This is a genomic window from Pseudomonas sp. Z1-12 (assembly GCF_051132015.1).
Classification (GTDB): Bacteria; Pseudomonadota; Gammaproteobacteria; order Pseudomonadales; family Pseudomonadaceae; genus Aquipseudomonas; species Aquipseudomonas zanjanensis.
In genome coordinates this window covers 4092444-4112372 of record NZ_CP071647.1, presented here as the reverse complement: position 1 = coordinate 4112372, position 19929 = coordinate 4092444, and the positions used below count along the sequence as shown (strand labels likewise).

Annotated in this window: 16 protein-coding genes and 1 pseudogene; 11 read left to right on the top strand and 6 right to left on the bottom strand. The window is 58.0% G+C overall.

Annotated features, from left to right (window positions below; translation table 11 throughout):
- Nucleotides 1-2: 2 nt before the first annotated feature.
- The 4 genes from J3P85_RS17345 to sctW are packed head-to-tail and all read right to left on the bottom strand — an operon-like array spanning nucleotide 3 to nucleotide 5555.
- Nucleotides 3-1352 carry a FliI/YscN family ATPase gene (locus J3P85_RS17345; RefSeq protein ID WP_434702623.1) on the bottom strand — a complete coding sequence of 450 codons (1350 nt, stop codon included), beginning with the start codon at nucleotides 1350-1352 and terminating at the stop codon, nucleotides 3-5.
- Nucleotides 1349-2317: a type III secretion system inner membrane ring subunit SctD gene (gene sctD, locus J3P85_RS17340; RefSeq protein WP_434702622.1), complete on the bottom strand. Its 969-nt coding sequence runs from the start codon at nucleotides 2315-2317 to the stop codon at nucleotides 1349-1351. The genes J3P85_RS17345 and sctD overlap by 4 nt, the downstream gene beginning before the upstream one ends.
- A gap of 32 nt (nucleotides 2318-2349) precedes the next feature.
- The gene (gene sctV / locus J3P85_RS17335; protein WP_434702620.1) at nucleotides 2350-4449 is read right to left on the bottom strand and encodes a type III secretion system export apparatus subunit SctV; all 2100 of its coding nucleotides are present in this window, start codon (nucleotides 4447-4449) and stop codon (nucleotides 2350-2352) included.
- The gene (sctW, locus tag J3P85_RS17330; protein ID WP_434702618.1) at nucleotides 4449-5555 is read right to left on the bottom strand and encodes a type III secretion system gatekeeper subunit SctW; all 1107 of its coding nucleotides are present in this window, start codon (nucleotides 5553-5555) and stop codon (nucleotides 4449-4451) included. Before sctW ends, sctV begins: the two co-directional genes overlap by 1 nt.
- A 240-nt stretch (nucleotides 5556-5795) precedes the next feature.
- Here sctW and J3P85_RS17325 point away from each other — a divergent pair, with 240 nt between their 5' ends.
- From J3P85_RS17325 to J3P85_RS17315, 3 genes are all read left to right on the top strand, one after another.
- Entirely contained in the window at nucleotides 5796-6350 is a 555-nt protein-coding gene (locus J3P85_RS17325; RefSeq protein WP_434702616.1) for an RNA polymerase sigma factor, read from the top strand.
- A gap of 85 nt (nucleotides 6351-6435) precedes the next feature.
- On the top strand, nucleotides 6436-8724 hold the full coding sequence (locus J3P85_RS17320; RefSeq protein ID WP_434702615.1) for a type III effector HrpK domain-containing protein: 2289 nt from the start codon (nucleotides 6436-6438) through the stop codon (nucleotides 8722-8724).
- Between the two features lie 20 nt (nucleotides 8725-8744).
- A complete protein-coding gene (locus J3P85_RS17315) occupies nucleotides 8745-10112 on the top strand; it encodes a membrane-targeted effector domain-containing toxin (protein ID WP_434702614.1) in 1368 nt (455 codons plus the stop codon).
- Between the two features lie 106 nt (nucleotides 10113-10218).
- Here the strand turns inward: J3P85_RS17315 and J3P85_RS17310 are convergent.
- A pseudogene (locus J3P85_RS17310) lies at nucleotides 10219-10418 on the bottom strand (IS5/IS1182 family transposase); the annotation flags it as partial.
- Nucleotides 10419-10600: 182 nt separating this feature from the next.
- Between J3P85_RS17310 and J3P85_RS17305 the strand changes: the two are divergent.
- From J3P85_RS17305 to J3P85_RS17270, 8 genes are all read left to right on the top strand, one after another.
- Nucleotides 10601-11497, top strand: a complete 897-nt coding sequence (locus tag J3P85_RS17305) for a nitrilase family protein (RefSeq protein ID WP_434702612.1) — start codon at nucleotides 10601-10603, stop codon at nucleotides 11495-11497.
- A gap of 39 nt (nucleotides 11498-11536) precedes the next feature.
- The gene (locus J3P85_RS17300) at nucleotides 11537-12697 is read left to right on the top strand and encodes a substrate-binding protein (RefSeq protein ID WP_434702611.1); all 1161 of its coding nucleotides are present in this window, start codon (nucleotides 11537-11539) and stop codon (nucleotides 12695-12697) included.
- Nucleotides 12698-12794: 97 nt separating this feature from the next.
- Entirely contained in the window at nucleotides 12795-13592 is a 798-nt protein-coding gene (locus J3P85_RS17295) for a branched-chain amino acid ABC transporter permease (RefSeq protein ID WP_434702609.1), read from the top strand.
- Nucleotides 13585-15396, top strand: coding sequence for an ABC transporter permease subunit (locus tag J3P85_RS17290; RefSeq protein WP_434702608.1), 1812 nt, complete (start codon nucleotides 13585-13587; stop codon nucleotides 15394-15396). The genes J3P85_RS17295 and J3P85_RS17290 overlap by 8 nt, the downstream gene beginning before the upstream one ends.
- Nucleotides 15393-16100: a branched-chain amino acid ABC transporter ATP-binding protein gene (locus J3P85_RS17285; RefSeq protein ID WP_434702607.1), complete on the top strand. Its 708-nt coding sequence runs from the start codon at nucleotides 15393-15395 to the stop codon at nucleotides 16098-16100. The genes J3P85_RS17290 and J3P85_RS17285 overlap by 4 nt, the downstream gene beginning before the upstream one ends.
- A 5-nt stretch (nucleotides 16101-16105) precedes the next feature.
- Nucleotides 16106-17107, top strand: a complete 1002-nt coding sequence (locus J3P85_RS17280) for an asparaginase (protein WP_434702606.1) — start codon at nucleotides 16106-16108, stop codon at nucleotides 17105-17107.
- A gap of 9 nt (nucleotides 17108-17116) precedes the next feature.
- Entirely contained in the window at nucleotides 17117-18268 is a 1152-nt protein-coding gene (locus J3P85_RS17275) for a transporter substrate-binding domain-containing protein (RefSeq protein ID WP_434702605.1), read from the top strand.
- A gap of 4 nt (nucleotides 18269-18272) precedes the next feature.
- Nucleotides 18273-18881, top strand: coding sequence for an ANTAR domain-containing response regulator (locus J3P85_RS17270; protein ID WP_092254720.1), 609 nt, complete (start codon nucleotides 18273-18275; stop codon nucleotides 18879-18881).
- Nucleotides 18882-19620: 739 nt separating this feature from the next.
- On the opposite strand, the gene J3P85_RS17265 is transcribed toward J3P85_RS17270, so the two are convergent.
- Nucleotides 19621-19860, bottom strand: coding sequence for a hypothetical protein (locus J3P85_RS17265; RefSeq protein ID WP_434702604.1), 240 nt, complete (start codon nucleotides 19858-19860; stop codon nucleotides 19621-19623).
- Between the last annotated feature and the right edge of the window lie 69 nt (nucleotides 19861-19929).

The following is a 19929-nucleotide window of genomic DNA, read 5'->3' as shown; positions in this document are numbered from 1 at the left end:
GGTTAGGCCGGTAACCGCGAGGTGAGCTGCAGCAGTTCGTGCAGGGTTTGCTCCAGGGCAACCGGCTCGCGCAGGTCCTGGCGAAGGAAGGCGTTGATGGCGTCATTCAGTTCTACGGCGCAATCGGTGACTGGATCGGCGCCGGCCTGGTATTCACCCAGGCGCAGGAGCATCTCGACTTGCTTATAGGCGGCCATCAGTTGGCGTAAGCGGTTGTTTGCCCGTTGGTGGTCGCGGCTGCTGACGTTGCTGAGGATCCGACTGATGCTGGCGGACACATCGATGGCCGGATAATGTCCGCGCTCGGCCAGCTTGCGCGACAGCACGATGTGGCCGTCGAGCAGCGAGCGCACCTCGTCCGCCACCGGATCGTTCATCGAGTCCTGTTCGATCAGTACGGTATAGAGCGCAGTGATCGAGCCGTTTTCGCTCATGCCGGCGCGCTCCACCAGACGTGGCAGCAAGGTGTACACCGACGGCGGCAAGCCACCGCGGCCCAACGGTTCGCCGGAAGCGATGCCTATTTCACGCTGTGCGCGAGCGAACCGGGTCAACGAGTCGAGCAGCAGCAGTACCTTCTGGCCCCGAGCGCGAAACGCTTCGGCGATAGCCGTCGCGGTGAACGCGGCGCGGGCTCGCTCCATGCTGGACCGATCGGACGTAGCGCAGACCAGTACCGAGCGGCTGCGCAATGTTTCGTCCAGTTCATGATCGAGAAACTCGCGCAGTTCACGGCCCCGCTCGCCGATCAAGCCAAAGACAATGACGTCGCAGCCCATGTTGCGGGCCAGCTCCGCCATCAGGGTTGTCTTGCCGCAGCCAGCGCCCGCGAACAACCCGACACGCTGGCCTTCGCCCAGCAGAATGGCACTGTCGATGGCGCGCACACCGGTGGGCAGGGCGTTGCTGATACGCGGTCGCTGGGTCGGCGGTAGAGCGTCGGCGATGACCGGCAGGGTTGTGCGGCGATCGTCCGGACCTGCGAAGGCACCCAGGCAATCACCGAGCAGGGGCCGTCCGAAGCCATCCAGCACACAGCCGAGCAGGCTGTCATCCACGCCAATTCGGTGGGCCATGCCCAGCGGACGAATCGGTGCGCCCACCTGAATCCCGTCCGGGGCTCCAAGGGCGCTGAGTAAAGTGCAATCCTGAGTAAAACCGACGATTTCGGCGAGCAGCAGACTGCCGTCCGCCTTGCTCACTTCACACAAGTCACCGACCTTGGCGGCGGGAATCTTGCACTCCAGCAAAATGCCGCGCACCGCGCTTACCCGACCACTGACACGCACGGCGCAGTGGCGCGCAAGACGCTCCAGATGCCGGTGCTTCCATTGGTTCAGCGCCGCATTCACCAGTTCACCTCGATGTGCCGGTCACCGTCGAATTGCAGGCGCTGAGCATCGATACGGGTCAGGCGCAGGCCTTGTACCTCATCGCCTACGTACAGGCGACGTCCATCGGCTGTCACCAGATGGGCATGCGGTCCGGTCATGATTTGTACAATCACGAAGGGCAGGCCATTGTGCGCACTGGCAACGTTGTCGAGCACCGTCACTGGCGATTCGTAGCTGTCCTTGAAGCGTTGCAGCATGCGTTGGTACACCAGCAGCGCCTCGTCCTTGAGATTGCCATTGAGTACCAGCCCCTGCGGTGTTTCCTCAACGCTTACGTCAGTGAGCAAACGGTCGCTGAGCATTCTGTCGAGCGTACGTCGAGCCGCGTCCGTGCTGGCCAGACGGGTGCGTTTGTCGGCTACCTTGCGGGTGTCGTTTACTGAGGCCTGCGCAGGTTTTTCCGGCGCTGCCGGCTCTACCTGAGCGATGCTATCTGGTGGTGGCGTCGTGGCGGTCGGGCGGGTCAGGCTCCAGGCGCTGCCGATGATGCCAATCAACACGCCGGCAACGATTCCGGTGGTACGGTTGAGAAACTGCGAACGCGGTTTGACTTTTTCCAGGGGGGGCGTGCTGCGTAACGGTTCGGCCCCGACCTCTGGCTGCTTGGGGATGAGCGCCGGTACTGTTGGCCAGGTATCCTCGGCGGGCGAGACGCACAGCCACACCGAGCCCAGCATAAAGGCGTTGTTGGGGATCAGTTCGACGCTGGCCGTGACGTTTCCTTCTGCATCGCAGACTGAGCCCTGTTCGGCTTCCAGACTCCAACTGTCGTCCGACCGTTGCAGGCGGCAATGCAGGTCCGCAATGCCAGGGTCATCCAGGGACAGGTCCTGCTGTTCGGCAGCGCCAATCGACCACTGCTCGCCGATCAACGGCAGGGCGGCGCCTTGATGCTGGCCGTTCAGTACTCGTAATTCAAACATCAAAAAAACTCCCGATGCTGAGCAAGACCGGCTTAAGCGGCATGATCGCTATCCATTGCTTCGAGATCGTCTTCCAGATCGAAGCGGCCCATGACCTTGACCTTGGCCGCGTTGCTGATCTCGGCGAACGACAGCACGGGCACGTGATAAAACTCTTCCTTGAGCAGTGTGCGCAGCGGGCTGCGCAGGTCTTGCGCCACCAGCAAGACGGCCTGCTCGGGGGTTCGCACGGGAAAAGCCATGTGCAGCTGCTGCACGAGTGTCTGGCTGATCTCGCTGCTCAATGAAAAGAAGGTTTCGGTTTGCGTCTGACGCAGGCCATCGCGCAGCAAGCCTTCGCTTTCCGGTGTCAACAGCCACACCATCAGGCCGTCGACACCACAGTACTGGTGATAGATCTGCGTTTTGAGGGCGATACGCACGTAGTCCGTCAGCACGCTGATGTCACGTTCGTGCTGGCAATGTTCGATCAGGGTTTCGGCGATCAATCGGATCGCGCGTAGCGGCACGCACTCTGAGGCTAAACGTTGCAGGACCGCCGAAAAACGCGTCAAGGTGATCACCCGTTGCATTTCCTGGGCGAGTTCGGGTTGCTCGGATTCCAGCCAGTTGAGAATCGCCTTGGTTTCCTGCAGGCCTATGAATTGCGGTCCGCAGGACTGCAATGCACGCTCCATGCGTTCGATGATCAGTGTGCTGGCGTCGACCATGGCGAGCGCGCCGTCGTGCAGGTCCGGCGTGTTGGCCGGCAGCCAGACCCATTGCTCTTCCTGGCGGTCGGCGGTGCCGGGTATGGCTGTCGAAGGGGCCTCGCTGTCCAGCAAGCGTTCATCCACCGCGACATGGGTATGAGAAAAGGTCGCCTTGAGTAACGGTACGTCATACACGGTGAAGCGAAACTCATCCGGCGACAGGTGATCGACGTACTCGATGATGAACGAGGGCAGTGTCAGGCCGTACTGCACCACCAGGCGGTTACGTCGCTGGCGTATTTCGCTGACCAGCGCGTCGATTCGGCCAGAGTCCTGCCCAGGATGAAACTGGAGCACGAATTGCCGGCTGGGAGAGAACGTGCGCAGGTCCTCCTGGCCGTTCATTTCCGGAGCGACGACCACCGCGCTTTCCTGTTCCGCCTTGGGTTTGGCCCGCTGCAACTGCAACAGGCCGCCACAGCCACAGATGATGGCGATGGTGATGAACACCCCCGTCGGCATTCCCGGCAACATGGCAAAGCCGAACATGGCAACAGCGGCGATGATCCAGGCCTTCGGCTGGCTGGTGATCTGCTCGGCAATCTCCCGGCCGATGTTGGCTTCCACGCCGGCTTCGGTATTAGGCACACGGGTGATGATCATGCCGCAGGTGACGGAGATCAGCAGGGCCGGAATCTGCGCGATCAGGCCGTCGCCGATGGTCAGTACGGTGTAGAGCTGCAAGGCATCACCGGCGCTCATGCCGTGTTGCACCACGCCGATGGAGATCCCGCCGATCATGTTGATGGCAACGATGATCAGGCTGGCGATAGCGTCGCCGTTGACGAACTTCATCGCCCCGTCCATGGCACCGAACAATTGGCTTTCCTTGTTCAGCTCGGCGCGACGGTTGCGTGCTTCATACACGCTGATCAGATTGGCGCGCAGGTCGCTGTCGATCGACATCTGCTTGCCGGGCATGGCATCGAGGGTAAATCGCGCACCGACCTCGGCCACCCGTTCCGAACCCTTGGTAATCACCAGGAAGTTGACCACCGTCAGGATCAGGAAGATCACCAGGCCCACCGCCAGATTGCCACCGACCACAAATTCACCGAACGCTTCGACGATGTGCCCGGCATCCTGATTGAGCAAGATCAGCCGCGTGGTGGAAATCGACAGCGCCAGGCGAAACATGGTGGTCAACAGCAGTACGGCGGGGAACGTCGAGAACGCCAGGGGGCGGGGCAAGTGCATCGCCAGCATGATCAGCAGGCAGGAAATACAGATGTTGACCGCGATCAGTACGTCGACCAGCCCGGTGGGCAGCGGCGTGATCATCATGAACACCACGGCGATCACGAAAAGCGCGCCCACTATCTCGGAACGGCGCATCGCGGAGAGGGCAATCATGTTCAGCGCGTTGATGACTTGATGCATCAGGCAAGGCCCCCGTAAAGCTGTTTTTGTTCTTGCTGCGTGAGTTCGGCCATCAGCGTCAGTAGGTTGCCGAGTGCGTTCTGGCGGCTTTTCATGTCTCGCCAAAGCAGGATCGGCAACTGCAACAGCATCGGGCGCAGGCCGTTAAGGAATGCCAGTTGGTGCTTGAGTGGCTTGCCGGCGATGTGCTGGGTCAGTTGCAGGGTCTGGCTCAGATTCATGCCGTTGGCGGTGAGCGTCAGCAAGTGCTTGAGAAAGGCCGGCGGGTCGACATTCAGTTCGGGGTTCTTGGTGCGCATGCGGCCCAGCAGGTGTTCACAGCCATGCAATAGCGTCGTTACGTGTCGGGCGGTATTGAGGCCGTGCATCAAGGTGCGCAATTGTTCGTGGGACGCGGAGGGGGTCAAGGCCGACAGGTCGTCGGCGATCGCGCTGCGCATGTCGCGCAGGTTAAGGTCGAATTGCCCAGGCTCCTGCTGCTCGTCGAGCAGCGCTTCGATCAGCCCGGTGATATTCGGCTGTCCGGAAACCGCCACGCTGTAAAGGTTGCGCAAAGTCACTCGGCGTTTGCTGTCCAGGCTTGGGCGAGCGAACGCCTTGGCGGTATTGATCCCGGCCCGAGCCCGTGGTCCGTACTTGCGTCGCAACAGCTTCAAGTGCTGGGTCAGTACAACGTGCTCGCCCGTCGCGCCATCGGACTGGGCTTGCTTGCGGGCTGCTTGCAGCAGCACATGGGCCTTGGCTGCGTCGCCGTCGGTGTAGGCAAGGACCTGTGACAGATCCGCCGAATGCTCCATCTGCAGTTTCTTGCGCAACATTCTGGCGGCGTTATCCAGCCCGGTGTCCTGCGCGCCCATCAGCAACTGATAGAGCTCGCCCAGTTTGACCGCTCGCGACTGCAGGGCATTGATGCTGGCGATCAACTCGCGCTGACTCAGGATACGGCTGTGCTGCACCAGCGCTGCGGCGAAGCGCGAGACCTGTTGCGGCGAAGTCCCTGCGTTGTGCTGAACGACGTGTTGCAACGGCTGCGCAACGGGCACTGCCACCCGGGTGGGCGCGACAGCGGGTGGGGGCTGCAATAGAGGTGGCGCGACGATTTTCATAGGGCGATTCTGAACCTGGTCATACCCCGCTGAGTGGGCCGCACACCGAGTTCAGTTCCCTGCTGGAGCACCGCGCGTCTGTGCCAAATGTCGTCGAGCCAGAAAGGCAGTTGTGCAATATTTTGTATCTAAAAAAATATTGAAATTAAAATATCGTTAATTTTCAAAAGCTTGAGCTGTGGTTTTGGTTGGTATGGATATCGCTATAGGGATTGCCCACGGTAGAGAAGGGTAATTCCCATGTTGCAACGTATTGTAGTTCTTGATGGAGCATCCCCCCATTTGCAGGCGTCGCCCACCGGGATCCGTCAATTGAGCAGCGAACAGATAAAGATGCTCAGGGCGTTCATTCAGAAACGGGTAATGAACCCCGATGATGTCGATGATCTGCTGCAATGCGTTTTTCTCGAGGCCTTGCGCAGCGAGCATAAATTTCAACATGCCAGTAAACCGCAGACGTGGTTATGTGGCATTGCGCTGAACCTGATCCGTAACCACTTTCGCAAAATGTACCGGCAGCCGTTTCAGGAAAGCTGGGAAGATGAAATGCATTCCGAACAGGACGGGCGTGGGGACATCGGCCATCAGGTGGACGGCCATCGGCAATTGACGCGGGTGATCCAGGCGATTGATTGCTTGCCGCCGAACATGCAGAAGGTGCTGGAGGTCTGTCTGGAAATGGACGGCAACTATCAGGACACGGCCAGCAGCCTCGGCGTGCCCATTGGCACGGTGCGTTCGCGGCTTTCACGGGCGAGGGTGCAGCTCAAGCAACAAATAGATCCGTTTGCCTGAGCGAGTCTTTCGATCGTTTTTCGGGAACCAACTTTGTTCGCCAACCACACAGTTGCCATCCTTCATTCCCGGATGGCGACTTCCCATGCGAATTTCCAGTTCTCCCTACAGCGGTAACGTGCATCGACCCACCTCTGGTGAACTGGCGGGTGATATGCCAACTGCCCGGGCTCCACGTGACAATGGCGGCGCCCAGGTCGGGGTGCAGTTCGGCCTGGACACGGCGGACTCATTGGGCGTGACGCAAAATGCCACGCAGGCGGCAGGGTCGTTCCTGAATCAACTGTTCCAGGGCAAAGGGGATACCAAGACCCAGTCGCCGTCATGCGGTTCGCCAAAACAGGTCACCCCCAGCGCTCCGGTTGCGCCTGCCAAAGCTCCGAGCACCGATGCCTCCGACCCCGCCAACGCGCCGAAAGCGGCCGATGCGGCCTTTCTCGATAACTCCGAATTCTCGTCCCCTGAAACCTTGAAACGCTGGGAACCATTGGTGGCGCATTTGCCGCCCGAGGAGCGCCTGCAAGCAGAAAAGGAGCTCAACCGGCCGATTGCGGCCGCGCGAATGGCCAGGGGCGATGGGCCCGAAGCGGCCCAGGCGATGGCGTTCATCAACGCCAACCCGGCGCTGAAAACGGCGGTGGACGTCGCCCAGGGTGGCGGCAGCGCGGATGGCAAGATCACCAACAAAGACCTCAAGGTGTTCGCCAAGAATATGGAGAGGGCCGCCGACAAGGCAGACAAAGATCTGGCTAGGTATCAAAAGGATAATCCCAACGCCGATCCGCAATCTCTGGAAATGGTACGCAATGCCTCGTTGATGCAAGCGAACCTGCCACTGGTAACGGCTGCCGATCCCCACAACGCAGTGGGAGCCGCCAACAAGACCAAGGTAGACGGTAATATCAGCGCCGATGACTTGAACGGTTTGTCCAAAAACAACCCCGGGCTCTCGGGGGCGCTCAAGCAATCCTGCAACACGTGGGCACAGCCGGGCTTTCTCGGCCAGCTTGACGAGGCGGGGATGAGCGGGCGCGCCAAGGCCGCACACAGCCCCGACCTGTTGTTCAGCGCCAAGAACCTGAGTGAATGGATCAAGAAGAGTGCGCCCACCAACGGCGGGCAGTTCGCCGGGATGCTCAGCGATGCCGCGACCCTCAACGCGGTGGCCGGCATCGATATCAGCAAGCTCGATGAAAAAGTGTTCACGCAACCCAAATCCTATACAGGGGCGCAGAAGGCCGCCGTCATGGTCAAGTTGCAACAGACCCAGCAGAGCGTGATCGCCGGGCGCAGCTTGCGTAACACCGAGAAAACCGAGCAGGGGCTGGCCGACAAAATCGCTCAACTACAGGCCGATCCAGGCGTGCAGGCGTATCTTAACAAGAGCATCCCCGAGCAGGAGCGAGCCCTGGTGGGCAGCGATGCCGCACTGCAAAAGGCCGTCAAGGAACAGGCGAAGAACGTCAACAGCGGCAAGGCGCTGCAAATCGACATGGAGACCGCTGACAGGGCCGTCGACAAACATAACCCCATCGCCGACTACAGCGGTGCCATCAGCGGACTGTCCGCCCAGTTGGAATTGCAGAAAGACCTGTTCCCCGAAACCAAGGTGCCCAGCGCTGCCGACGTCCTGGACAAGCGTGTGGAGTTGCACGCACGAATCGGTGAGTCCTATGCGCGCAACTTCAGTGAAGGTGGGGCGCTGAAGCAATTGCTCGGACAGAAAAACGTCGATGCCAATCAGGCCCTGCAAACAGCGGATGCGCGCAAGGCCGCCTACGACAGTGTCATGCCCAGCGATCTCACCGAAGGCCAGCATGAGAACTACCTGGACGCCACGTTTGCGCAGCTACAGGACACAAAAAAGGGTCGCAAGCTGCTCGAAGGCAAGACCGATGACGGCGATAAGGGGCCTTCGATGGCGAGCCAGATCGCGGCACAAATGGGCCCCAAGGCGCTTCAGTCGGTCATGGGCTTCGCCTCGGTCTCCGACATGCTTGCCCACGGCGACAAGCTGGGCGCGACACAAACCATTTACGACAGCACCAAACTGGCTGGACAGGCGGCCAAGGAAAGCATCGAGGCGGGTGCCAAGCTGCTCGGTCGTGAGGCATCAGGTGGCCTCGGCCGCATGGCCGGTCAACTCGCCGGCCGTGCCGTCGCCATGGTCGCCGGCGAAGCCACCGGCCTCGCCGCTGGGGCTGCGCTGGGGGCGGCGATTCCGGTGATTGGCTGGGCCATCGACGGTGCCATGGCCCTGGGGCTCGGCATTTCGATGATTATCGACGCCGTCAAGAAGCACAAAGCGCAAAAGGCGTTCGACCATAACGTCGACCCGGTATTGAACCAGTTCGGCATCGCCAAGGCGCATTGACATCCTGCGGAGATTATTTGATGAGACCCATCGGTGGCCCTGCGCCGCGCTACCAACCACCTGAACCTTCAACGCAGGCCTCGGCCTCGCGATCCACTCAACAGCCGCAGGCTCCATCCAACGCTTCGGAAGAAGCGCCTGTGGCGCCGACGTTGGGCAATCTGCAGCGCTATCCCGGTGGGCGCTATGCCCATCTGGGCGAAGCGATCGTCCACATGAAGGTTGCCGACCCAGGCAAGAAGCGCCAGGGCGAACATGGAGCGAGTGCCGCTACCGCAACACCCGTGGCCACTCCTCAGAACGTTGCTTCATCCTCTCGGCAGATCGCCGGGGGAACGGTTGAAAGCGTTTTCTGCACAGACCTTGCAGAGTTGGCGAGCAGGAGCGAGAGAACGCATACCTATCTGGCTGATCCCGCCGTAGCTTATGGCCATGCCGCAAAAGTACCTCATGCGATAGGCCATAAGATTCTTGGTGATGCAAAACGGTATATCGAATCGAGACTTCAACCGCATGGGCTGAAACTGGACGATGTGTTGACGAAGGCCACCGACAAACGCCTTGAGATTAATCTCAATTACCTCGAAATGAGGGATTACGTGGGCCGGGAGGGTTTCTGGGTTCAAGCAGATGGCGATCGACTCAGAGAAAAGCTGATGGACAAAGCGGATGCTTACCTCAATCACTTCCTTGCCCTGGACCTGCCCGCGCTTGCTCCACTGCCTGGGTTAAAGAGCAAAAACAGCCTTGGCGTCATGCGCGAGCTGCTTCAGGACGCCCCCGGGCTGGTGATTGGCGAAGCGCACAGCTCCAAATCCAGCAAGCGTGTGGTGATCGACAACATCAAAGCGTTGAAGGCCGCCGGCGTGACCACGCTCTACCTTGAGCACCTGTGCGCAGATTCCCATGGCAAAGCTCTGGACGATTATCTGGCGGCGCCCAAAGGCAGCCCGATGCCTGCCAGGTTGAAGGTCTACCTCGACACGCTGACCATGGGCAATCTGCCTCCCAATGCAAAAAAACCTGCGCAGGGTTTCACCGAGCTGGTCCAGGCGGCGAAGGAGGGCGGGTTGAACATCATCCCACTCGATACCGCCGAAACCTATGCCACGTCAGAGGCCTCCGGCAATACGCGCACTAAAGTGATGAACTACTACGCCGCGGAAAAAATACGGTTGAGCAAACCCGAAGGCAAATGGATTGCTTTCGTTGGTTCTACACATGCCACCACCTTCAAGGAGGTGCCGGGGCTTGCGCAGTTGCATGGGGTCAGGAGTCTGATTGTGGATGATTTCGGCAGTAAGGCCCGGGGGGCGGAAATTGAGGTCAATGTGGAGGGCTATGGTGAGGAGATTAATCCGGATGTGGTGATGTCATATAAGGGTTGATGGACAGGTGCTGCTGACTATTGAAAACCTCCAGGTTGGGCTGGTTTAGCGAACGCCAGGGAGGTGAGTGAAGGGGGCCTGGCCAAGTCCCGGCACCGATCCCGTAAGAGCGGACATACGCGGGTATTGCTGCGATTCGTCGAGCCACATCACGCGCGGCTTATGGAGGCTGCGAGCAATCTTGCAGAACGCAGTGTTCGGGCAGCACTTGGTTTTCATCGGACAGGCAAGGCAGGCGGTCAGCCAGGATTGGAGGATGATGGTGATGACTTTAGTGAAGTGCGAACGGTCGTTTTTGAAGGTTCGGTTCTTTCGTTAGAAAATGTCGTTGACATAGATTGAAATGTCCGTATAACGTCGATACATAGGTCGCCTTTTCTTGTCAGAAATCGCAGACCCTCAGCAATAGTGCTGAGTACATATCGGCTATAGAAGCCCCTGATTTGCGTGAGTAGCGCATTCGGGGGCTTTTTTTTGGAAAAAATAAAATGTCGGCATTACGAACCTCTGACGAAACCCAAGAATTTCCGAGCATCACGGTGGCAGCCGTACAGATGGAGCCACGAGTGGGCTGCAAGGCTGAAAACCTGGAAGCGTCGCTGCGCCTGATAGCCGAAGCGGCCAGCGCCGGTGCGCAGATCGTTGTACTGCCCGAGTTGGTCAGCAGCGGTTATGTCTTTTCCAGTCGCGAAGAGGCCTTTGGACTGGCGGAATCCGTACCGGCGGGCATCAGCACCCAGGCGTGGGAAGACGCGGCCCGCCGGCACAACATTTACATCATCGGCGGCATTGCCGAACGAGTAGGGCACAAGCTTTACAACTGCGCCGTCATGGTCGGTCCCGAAGGTTACGTAGGGACTTATCGCAAGCTCCATCTGTGGGGTGACGAGCATCTGTATTTCGAGGTCGGCGATCTTGGTTTGCCGGTGTTCCATACGCCTTTAGGTCGCTTGGCGATGATCATCTGCTATGACGGCTGGTTCCCGGAGGTCTATCGGCTGTTGGCCATGCAAGGCGCAGATATCGTCTGCATGCCAACCAACTGGGTACCCATGCCGGGCCCGGGCAACAGCGCCATGATCATGGCCAATACACTGGCCATGGGCAATGCACACGTCAATGGTCTGAACATCATTTGCGCTAATCGCGTCGGCACCGAACGCGGTCAGCGCTTTGTGGGCAACAGCCTCATTGTCGGCGCCGACGGTTGGCCATTGGCGGCCCCAGGCAGTGCAGACCTCCAGCAAATACTCTACGCCGACATCAATCTGAAGGCGTCCCGCCAATCCCGGCACCTTACGACGTTCAACACGGTCCTGCGTGATCGCCGCACCGACATCTACGACCCCATGCTCGGCACCGGCTGGCAACTGCCTCGCTACTAACCCCCCTTATCTACAATAAAAACGATTGAGGACACTCACATGAAATCTACTTATCCCCTCATCCGCATCGCCGTTCTTGCTGCTACAGCACTCGTAGCCGCTCAGGGACATGCCGCTGAACCGATCAAGATTGGTGTCGCGGTGGGGTTGTCAGGCGCCAATAGCGTCGTGGCACCGGCTGTTGTCCAGTCCTCGGAACTCGCTGTGGAGCAAATCAACGCCGCCGGGGGAATCCTCGGTCGCCCGGTGCAGTTGGAGATAGTTGATGACGCGTCCGGCGCGATAGGTGCACAGAAAGCCTTTGATACGCTGGTGCTGGAAAAGAAAGTAAACGCCATCATCGCGATGGAAAGTAGCGCTGCACGCAATGCCGCCTTGCCGATTATTTCCCGAGGTCGCGTGCCCTATATCTACACCTCGTTCTACGAAGGCCGTTCTTGCAATAAATGGATGTATGTCAACGGCTGGGTACCAGAACAACAAGTTGCCCCTGTAGTGGACTACTTCAGCCAAAAGCTCGGCGCCAAAAACTACTTCCTTGTCGGCAGCGATTACGCCTTTGGCCGGGGCATGCTCAAATTTACTAAAGCGTACATTGAGCAACACGGTGGAAAGGTTATCGGTGAAGAGTACTTGCCGATGGACGGAAGTGACTGGACCTCGGTCATTTCAAAAATTCGCTCGACGCAACCTGATGCGCTTATCAGTGCCACAGCGGGGGGCGCACCTAACGTCTCATTGGCCAAACAGCTGAAAGCCGCGGCGTTGAAGCTGCCTTACGGCAACCTGGCCATCGACGAAGGCACCGGCAAGACCATGGGTGATGTCGCAACGGGTATGTACATGTCCGCCTCCTATCTGACCAGTATCGACACACCGGAAAATAAAAAATTCCTGAGTGACCTCGGTCAGAAGTTTGCCGGGAACCTGTCCACGCCAAACGAGCTTTCCGAACCGCAATATGAAGCCTTTTTTCTTTACAAGGCCGCGGTGGAAAAAGCCCACTCCATCGACGCCGCTGCGGTCGTAGAGGCGTTGAACGATGTCTCGATCGTCGGACCGCGCGGCGCTGTGCAGATGAATGCCAGCCGTCATACACCCTTGGCCATGCGCCTGGGCCAAATACAAAGCGATGGCTCTATTCGCATTCTTGAAACCCAGGAAGCCGTCAGCCCAGGTATTCAATGCCCGAATTTGTAAGGGTCCAATGTTTGATTTCTAAGTAACGCTTCACGCTGCATTCTCCCCGGAGGGAGACGTCATGGTGTTAATTCTAGATATAACAACAACAATAGCCATGCTGTTCATAGTGACCGCGGGACTGATGATGATTTTCGGCATCATGAAAATCGTCAACTTCGCCCACGGTGCCTTGCTGACCATGGGTGGGTACGCGGCGTTTGTCGTGACCCAACTGGGATGGAGTCCCTGGCTTGGGTGGCCGTTGGCGTTCGCGACCGGCATGATCGTTGGTGCGATCATCGAATATCTGATTGTCCGGCCGCTCTATAAGCGCCCCCTGGATGCCATCCTGGCAACCTGGGGGTTGGGTATCGTAATCGGTCAATTGATCATTCTCGTCTTTGGCCGGGACGTGAAGTTTGCAGACGTGCCGTTGGCCGGCACCTGGTCGTTGGGCGGAACGGATTACTCCGCTTATCGATTGCTGTTGGTTCCCTTGGCACTCGGCTTGTGTACGTTGCTGACGGTGCTACTCAATGGCACCCGCTTCGGTGTCAAAACCCGCGCTGTCATCATGAACGAGGAGTTGGCCAGTGGCCTGGGCATCCATGCCGGGCGCATACGCTTCATTACCTTCAGCCTGGGCGCGGGCCTGGGCACATTGGCCGGGGCGTTGATTAGCCCGCTCTCGAGCATTGACCCAGGCATGGGGATTATCTGGCTGGTTTCTGCCTTCATGCTCGTCATGGTCTCCGGACATTCGATGCCCAGCCTGATCGTGACTTGCGCGGTATTTGGTGCATGCCAAGTCATCGTGAGCACCTATGCGAGCCCGGTTCTTGGCGGTCTCACGATTGCCGTGTTGGCGGCGTTGACCCTGCGTATTCGTCCAAAGGGGTTCGCACATGACTAACTCTACGTTGCAGGCGGCGCCCCCCCAATCCACCCGCTACCGTCGTCACGGAGCATGGGGCCGTTCGGGCGTGCTGGCGCTGGTCGGCATCGCATTGCTGGTCGCAGGCCCATGGATTTTCGACAGCTATGTTCTCAACCTGCTGATCAAGGCCTTTCTGTTTGCGATCGTCGTTATCACGGTGGATGTGCTGTGGGGCTACACCGGATATCTGACCTTCGGGCAGTCGGCGTTTTTTGGTCTCGGTGCCTATGCCGCCGGCTTGGTTTTCACTCACTTTGGCCTGTCTCCCGGCTCCATTGCCATCGCCATCGGGCTCGCGATTATCGTCCCCATGGTGGTAGCCGGGCTGGTGGGCTGGCTGTCCTTCTACCGGGGCGCCTCGCCGTTTTTTGCGACGGTTATCTCGCTGGTGTTGCCCATTGTAATGACCCAGTTGCTGCTGTCCGGCGGCGAGTGGACGGGCTCCAGTTCGGGCCTGACCGGCTATGACACCTTCGACTTGTCGCTGGATGCCTGGTACTGGATCGCCGGGAGCGGTGTGGCATTGATAGGGCTTTTCGCCTGGATGTTCGTGCGCAGTGATGCCGGGCGTGTACTGGCGTCGATACGTGACAACGAGTCCAGATGTGCGTACCTGGGGATCAATGTCCCGAACATCAAAATCCTGCTGCTGATCGCCACTGCGGCGATTACAGGGATCGCAGGTTTTGGCTACGGCGCCTTCAGTGGTGTGGTGGCGCCCGAGTTATCCGGTTTCGTCTTGGGTACCGAGCTGATCATCTGGGTTGCCCTGGGTGGGCGCGGCACGTTGTGGGGACCCATGGCGGGGGCGATTCTGATTAACGTCGCCACGGCCTATCTCGGCAGCCGCATGCCGTTTTTGTGGCAACTGATCCTTGGCCTGTCTTTCGTGCTGGTCATCGTCTTGCTGCCGCAGGGGATTGTTCCGGCGCTGCTCAAGCCCTTTGGATTCGGCGCACGTTCGCGTCGAGTACCGGCGCTGGTTGAGCGCGAAGGAACAGCGGTTCCCGAATCGGATGGCGTGCCTGCGCTCCTCATGGAGGACGTCACCAAGCGTTATGGTTCGCTCAAGGTCTTGCAGGGGATCAACCTCAAGGCCGAGGCCGGTGACCTGGTTGGACTGATCGGCCCCAATGGTGCCGGTAAAACAACGCTGATGCGCTGCATGAGCGATGGAGCTGACCGTACATCCGGGACGGTGCATCTGTGCGGTCACGATATCCGTCGGCTTCCGGCCGAGGCCTGCGTTCGTTTTGGCCTTGGGCGCAAATTTCAGAATGCCAATATTTTCGAATCCCTGACCGTCGCCGAGTGTCTGCGTATGGCCGGAACCCTTCACGAACGGCCCTTGTTCTTCACTCGGGCGGATACGTTGGCCTTGCCATCCTACGCCTTGGACGTTCTGCGGGTTACCGGGCTGGATAGCATGCTGGACGTGGTCGCCCGAGACTTGTCCCACGGTGAACAGCAAGCGTTGGAACTGGCCATGGTGCTCGCCCTGGAGCCTCGTATCGTGCTGCTCGACGAACCTACCGCAGGGCTGACAAAGACCGAGCGCACGCAAATCGGTGTGGTGCTTTCCATGCTCGCAAACCGCTACAAGTTGTGCTGCCTGCTGGTTGAACACGATCTGGATTTTGTGGAACAGATCGCTACCCGAATCGTGGTATTACACCAGGGGACAATGGTCATGCAGGGCACGTTCGAAGAAGTCGTCAACTCGGATTTGGTCAAGACGATTTATGCCGGTTCTGCACTTGCTCCACGGGAGGTCGTATGAACGGTGCCACGTTGGAACTGAATTCGGTCACGAGCGGTTACAGGGCGTCTGTCGTCATACGGGAGATGTCGTTCAAAGTCGCGGCCGGCGAAGCGGTCGCTTTGCTGGGCAAGAACGGCATGGGCAAGACGACGTTGCTCAAGACCATCATGGGGTACCTGCCCAAGAAACAAGGCACTGTTCAAGTCAACGCCTGTGACATTACCCGACTGTCGCCTCATCGAGTCGCACAAGCGGGTATTGCTTATGCGGCTCAGGAAAAAGCGCTTTTCACCGAGCTGAGCATCCGGGACAACCTGCGTATGGGGCTCGAGAAAGACGCGTTGTTCGATGAGCGTTTCGCTGCCATAGAATCCGTGTTCCCGGTGTTCAAGGACCGCCTGAAGCAGTACGCCGGCACGCTGTCGGGAGGCGAGCAAAAAATGCTGCTGGTAGCGCGTGCGTTGATGATGCGCCCCTCCATCATTCTGCTGGACGAAATCACTGAGGGCTTGCAGCCCTCGGTGATTGACCGGATCGCTGTCGCACTGGTGCATGAGCGGCAACTCCACGGCACCACCATGCTGCTTATCGAACAAAATGTGCCGTTCGCATTGAAGGTGGCGGATCGGTACCTGGTGCTCAAGCAAGGCGAGATCGAAGAGGAAGGCGACGCCTGCGGGCCGGGTGCTACCGAAGCCATTTTCAACCATCTGAGGGTGTGACGCTCATGGTCCTGTCCCGTTCTGACGACCTGCCGTTGTGCCTGTTCATCGCAACAGGCGGAACGATTGCCATGCAAGTTGACCCTTCGACTTCAGCGCCGATACCTGCGTTGTCGGGCAGCGACTTGATCAAGGCCGTGCCCGCCATAGCGAAGATCGCGCGGCTCGAAATCAACAACCTGTCCAATGTCCCGTCAGTCGAGATGGGGCCGCAGCGCTGGGTACAGTTGCATCGGCTCATTGAAGCCGCGTTGGCCCGTGAGGACATCGCGGGTGTGTTGGTGTCCCACGGCACTGACACCCTTGAAGAGACCGCGTGGTTTCTCGACTTGACGCTGACGTCCCGCAAGCCTGTCGTGCTCATTGGTGCGCAGCGCAATGCATCCGAATCGGACTTCGATGGGCCACGCAACCTGATGAGCGGAGCCAGGGTCAGCGTTGAGCCTGAATCTTTGGGCAAGGGCGTGTTGGTGGTGATGAACGATCAGATCAACGCAGCACGGGAAGTCAGCAAAACACACACCTCGGACGTGGAGTCGTTCAACTCGGGCGACGCTGGTTTTCTCGGACGGGTGGACGGCGATAGGGTTATTTTTTATCGCTCATCCTGTCGTCGACAATACTTTTCACTGGGGCGAGACAGCTTGCCTCGCGTTGACATCGTGGCCCTCTACGCCGGCGCAGACGCTACCTCGCTGAAAGCCGCCGTACAGGCAGGCGCCAAGGGGATTGTCATCCAGGCGCTGGGGGCAGGGAATGTGAATGCCGAAATGCATACGGCCATATCGCAGGCCATCGGAGCCGGAATCACAGTGGTCATTGCCACCCGCGTATCCCGCGGTCGTGTCAGGCCCCTCTACGGCTTCACTGGCGGCGGCAGTACCTTGAAAGAGGCGGGTGTCCTCTTCGCCAATGACCTGAGTCCGCAGAAAGCGAGGATATTGTTGATGCTGGCTATCCAAAGCCCCAGGCCCGTAACCGAACTACAAGAATTTTTTGATCGATAGGTAAGTGTCATGCCAAGCACCAAGACAGCAGTCGCTAAAGATCAGGGGTGGCCTATCGGCGTCTTGTACTCGCGCTCGGGGGCTACCGGTGTCACCGAGGCCGAACATTTTTTCGGTACCGTGCTGGCGATCGAGGAAATAAACGCACTGGGTGGCGTCCTGAATCTGCCGTTGATCCCAACCGCTTATGACCCCAAGGGGTCTGCGGAAGAATATCGACGCTTGACCGGCAAGTTGTTGATCGAAGATGAGATCAACGTCATTTTTGGCTGTTCCCGATCTTCCAGCCGAAAAGCGGTGCTGCCGCTCATCGAACGCCATAACGCGTTGCTTTGGTATTGCTCGTTCTATGAAGGGTTCGAATATTCACCGAACATCATTTATACCGGCGCCGTACCCAATCAGAACAGCATTCAATTGGCCGCCTACCTGTTGCAGAACAAGGGCACACGGTTCTTTCTGGTGGGCGCGGACTACATCTATCCGCGTGAATCCAATCGCATCATGCGGGACGTCGTTGAACAATATGGTGGCGAAATCGTGGATGAGATCTACTTGCCCATCGATGCAGGCGTAGAGCAACTCAAGGACGTTTTGAATGAAATTCGCGAAGCCCAACCGGATGTAGTTTTCTCGACCCTGGTCGGACAGTCGGCGCGGTCGTTCTATCAGCTGTATGGCGAGCATGGGCTTGATCCTAAAAAAACGCCCATTGCCAGCCTCTCCATGACCGAAGAAGAAATCCGTTTGATCGGGCCGCGACTGTGTGAAGGCCATGTCACCGCCGCCACCTATTTCGGTTCACTGCCCAACGACAGCAATCAACGGTTCATTGAGCTTTGGCGCACACGCTTTGGTGACCGTCCAACCAGTACCTGGTCGGAAATGGCCTATTCCCAGGTTCACCTGTTTGCGCGTGCCCTGGAGCGGGTGGGCAGTCTGGACAGGCGCAAATTAGTCGACGCCGTACATAAGGTGAAGTTCGCTTCTCCAGAAGGGCCGATAGCGATTGATGCGGAAAACAACCATTGCGCCCTGACGCCCCGAATCGGCATCTGCCGCAGTGATGGGCAGTTCGACGTCGTATGGGAAGGTTCTGGGCCGGTCAAACCCGATCCTTACCTCTCCACTTTCGGGTTCTCTGAGTTTTGGTTGAGGTAACGCCATGAGTTCCAGCCTTCGCCGTCTCTATGAAGATTTGCGCAGCATTTGCGTTGCGTTTGTTTATCCTCCTGGGGATGACCGCGATATTGTCATGCAGCAGCTGAAAAGAATTGGCTGCCGGGTGAAGATCGTCTGGCCATTCCCCTCGGAGCCTCCAGCGGACGTCGACGTCATTCTCTTTCAGATTACCCAGGAGCTGGAAGGCAACAAGATCTGGTCGGGTGCCTCCGTCAACGCGGCACTCATTGCGCTTTCCGACTACGAAAGCCCGACCATCTTGAAGTTGTTGCTCGATACGCGGGCTCACGGGGTGATCTCAAAACCGTTTCGATCTTCCGGCATCCTTAGCACGCTGGTACTGGCCAGGGCCTCGTACAGTTATCAGGAACGCTTGCAAGGGAAGATCGATAAGCTGGAGTTGACCATAAAGTCCCGTCGGCAGATCGAAAAAGCCATCCGTGTGTTGGTCGAACGTCAAAACCTGACCGAGACTCAGGCTTACGAACACATGAGATCGCGGGCAACCAAGCTGCATGTAACCGTCGCCGAGGTGTCCGGGATGATCATCGAGGCTCATGAGGCCATGGAGCGGCTTGGCTTGAAACCCTAGTCTGGCTACATTCGTTTGTACGCGTTGTATGAGTGCCTACGGCTATGTGAGCGAGATAAAACGTGGAACACTCCCGTGGCCTCTTGAGATGCTTTGAAAACAAGTCCAGAATCAAGTCTTTTCCTGCTCCGGCAAGAAAAGAAACCCCTTAGATTTCAATGAGTCGGACACTAGATACCAGTCTCGTTTCCCGCTCCAATTATTTTTCTATAGGCTTCCATTGAAGTATGTAGAAACCAAAAAAAGAGACTTCGGTCTCTTTTTTCGTTCCAGTAAAATCCATTCTGACACATCAATATCCACGATTTTTTAGTACATTTTTTAGTGCATCAATTCGACGCTTGGTAAGTCAGTTTTTAGAGCTGCTTGGCACTCTGAATACTTTACAACACTCCTTCATTCATATGAGCGGAGTTAGCACGATGGTCCTTATCAATACGGCGGTCCGGCACGCTAAACCTCGCGCCAAAAACTATACCCTTCCTACTTTGATGGCCTTGCGCTTTTCGTGAATACGAAATGCACCGAGAGCTGGTACTTCTGCTTTTCTTGGGCGGGCAAGCAGCCCCGTATCAGCGTTTTCCGGTCAGCGACAGACCCGCTACACGGATTTGAGCGGTGCAAAAACTGATCAGGCTCGCCTAATCAGGTAGCCCTCTTTGAGCTTTGCTGGCTATTGCACGTTTTAACCATTGACTCACCAGGGTGTGGGGCGTGATCAATTGAGACGGAGCTTCAATCACTCTTCCGACTGTAGGTGAGTTTGTCTCTGCGTTATTCGCAGCGGGTGGAAGGGCACGGTCAAGAACTTGGATTGAATCTCACTCTTGATTGCAGGAGGTTTGGGTTTGCGTTGACGCTGCTTTTCCTGCTTTTCCTGCTTTTCCTGCTTTTCCTGCTTTTCCTGCTTTTCCTGCTTTTCCTGCTTTTCCTGCTTTTCCTGCTTTTCCTGGTGAAGCTCACTAATGTGTACATGCATTCCGCCACTCCCAATCTAGCGCGTGCTTAGGTCAACATGGTCGGAGCGGATGTTAGATTTCGGAGAATT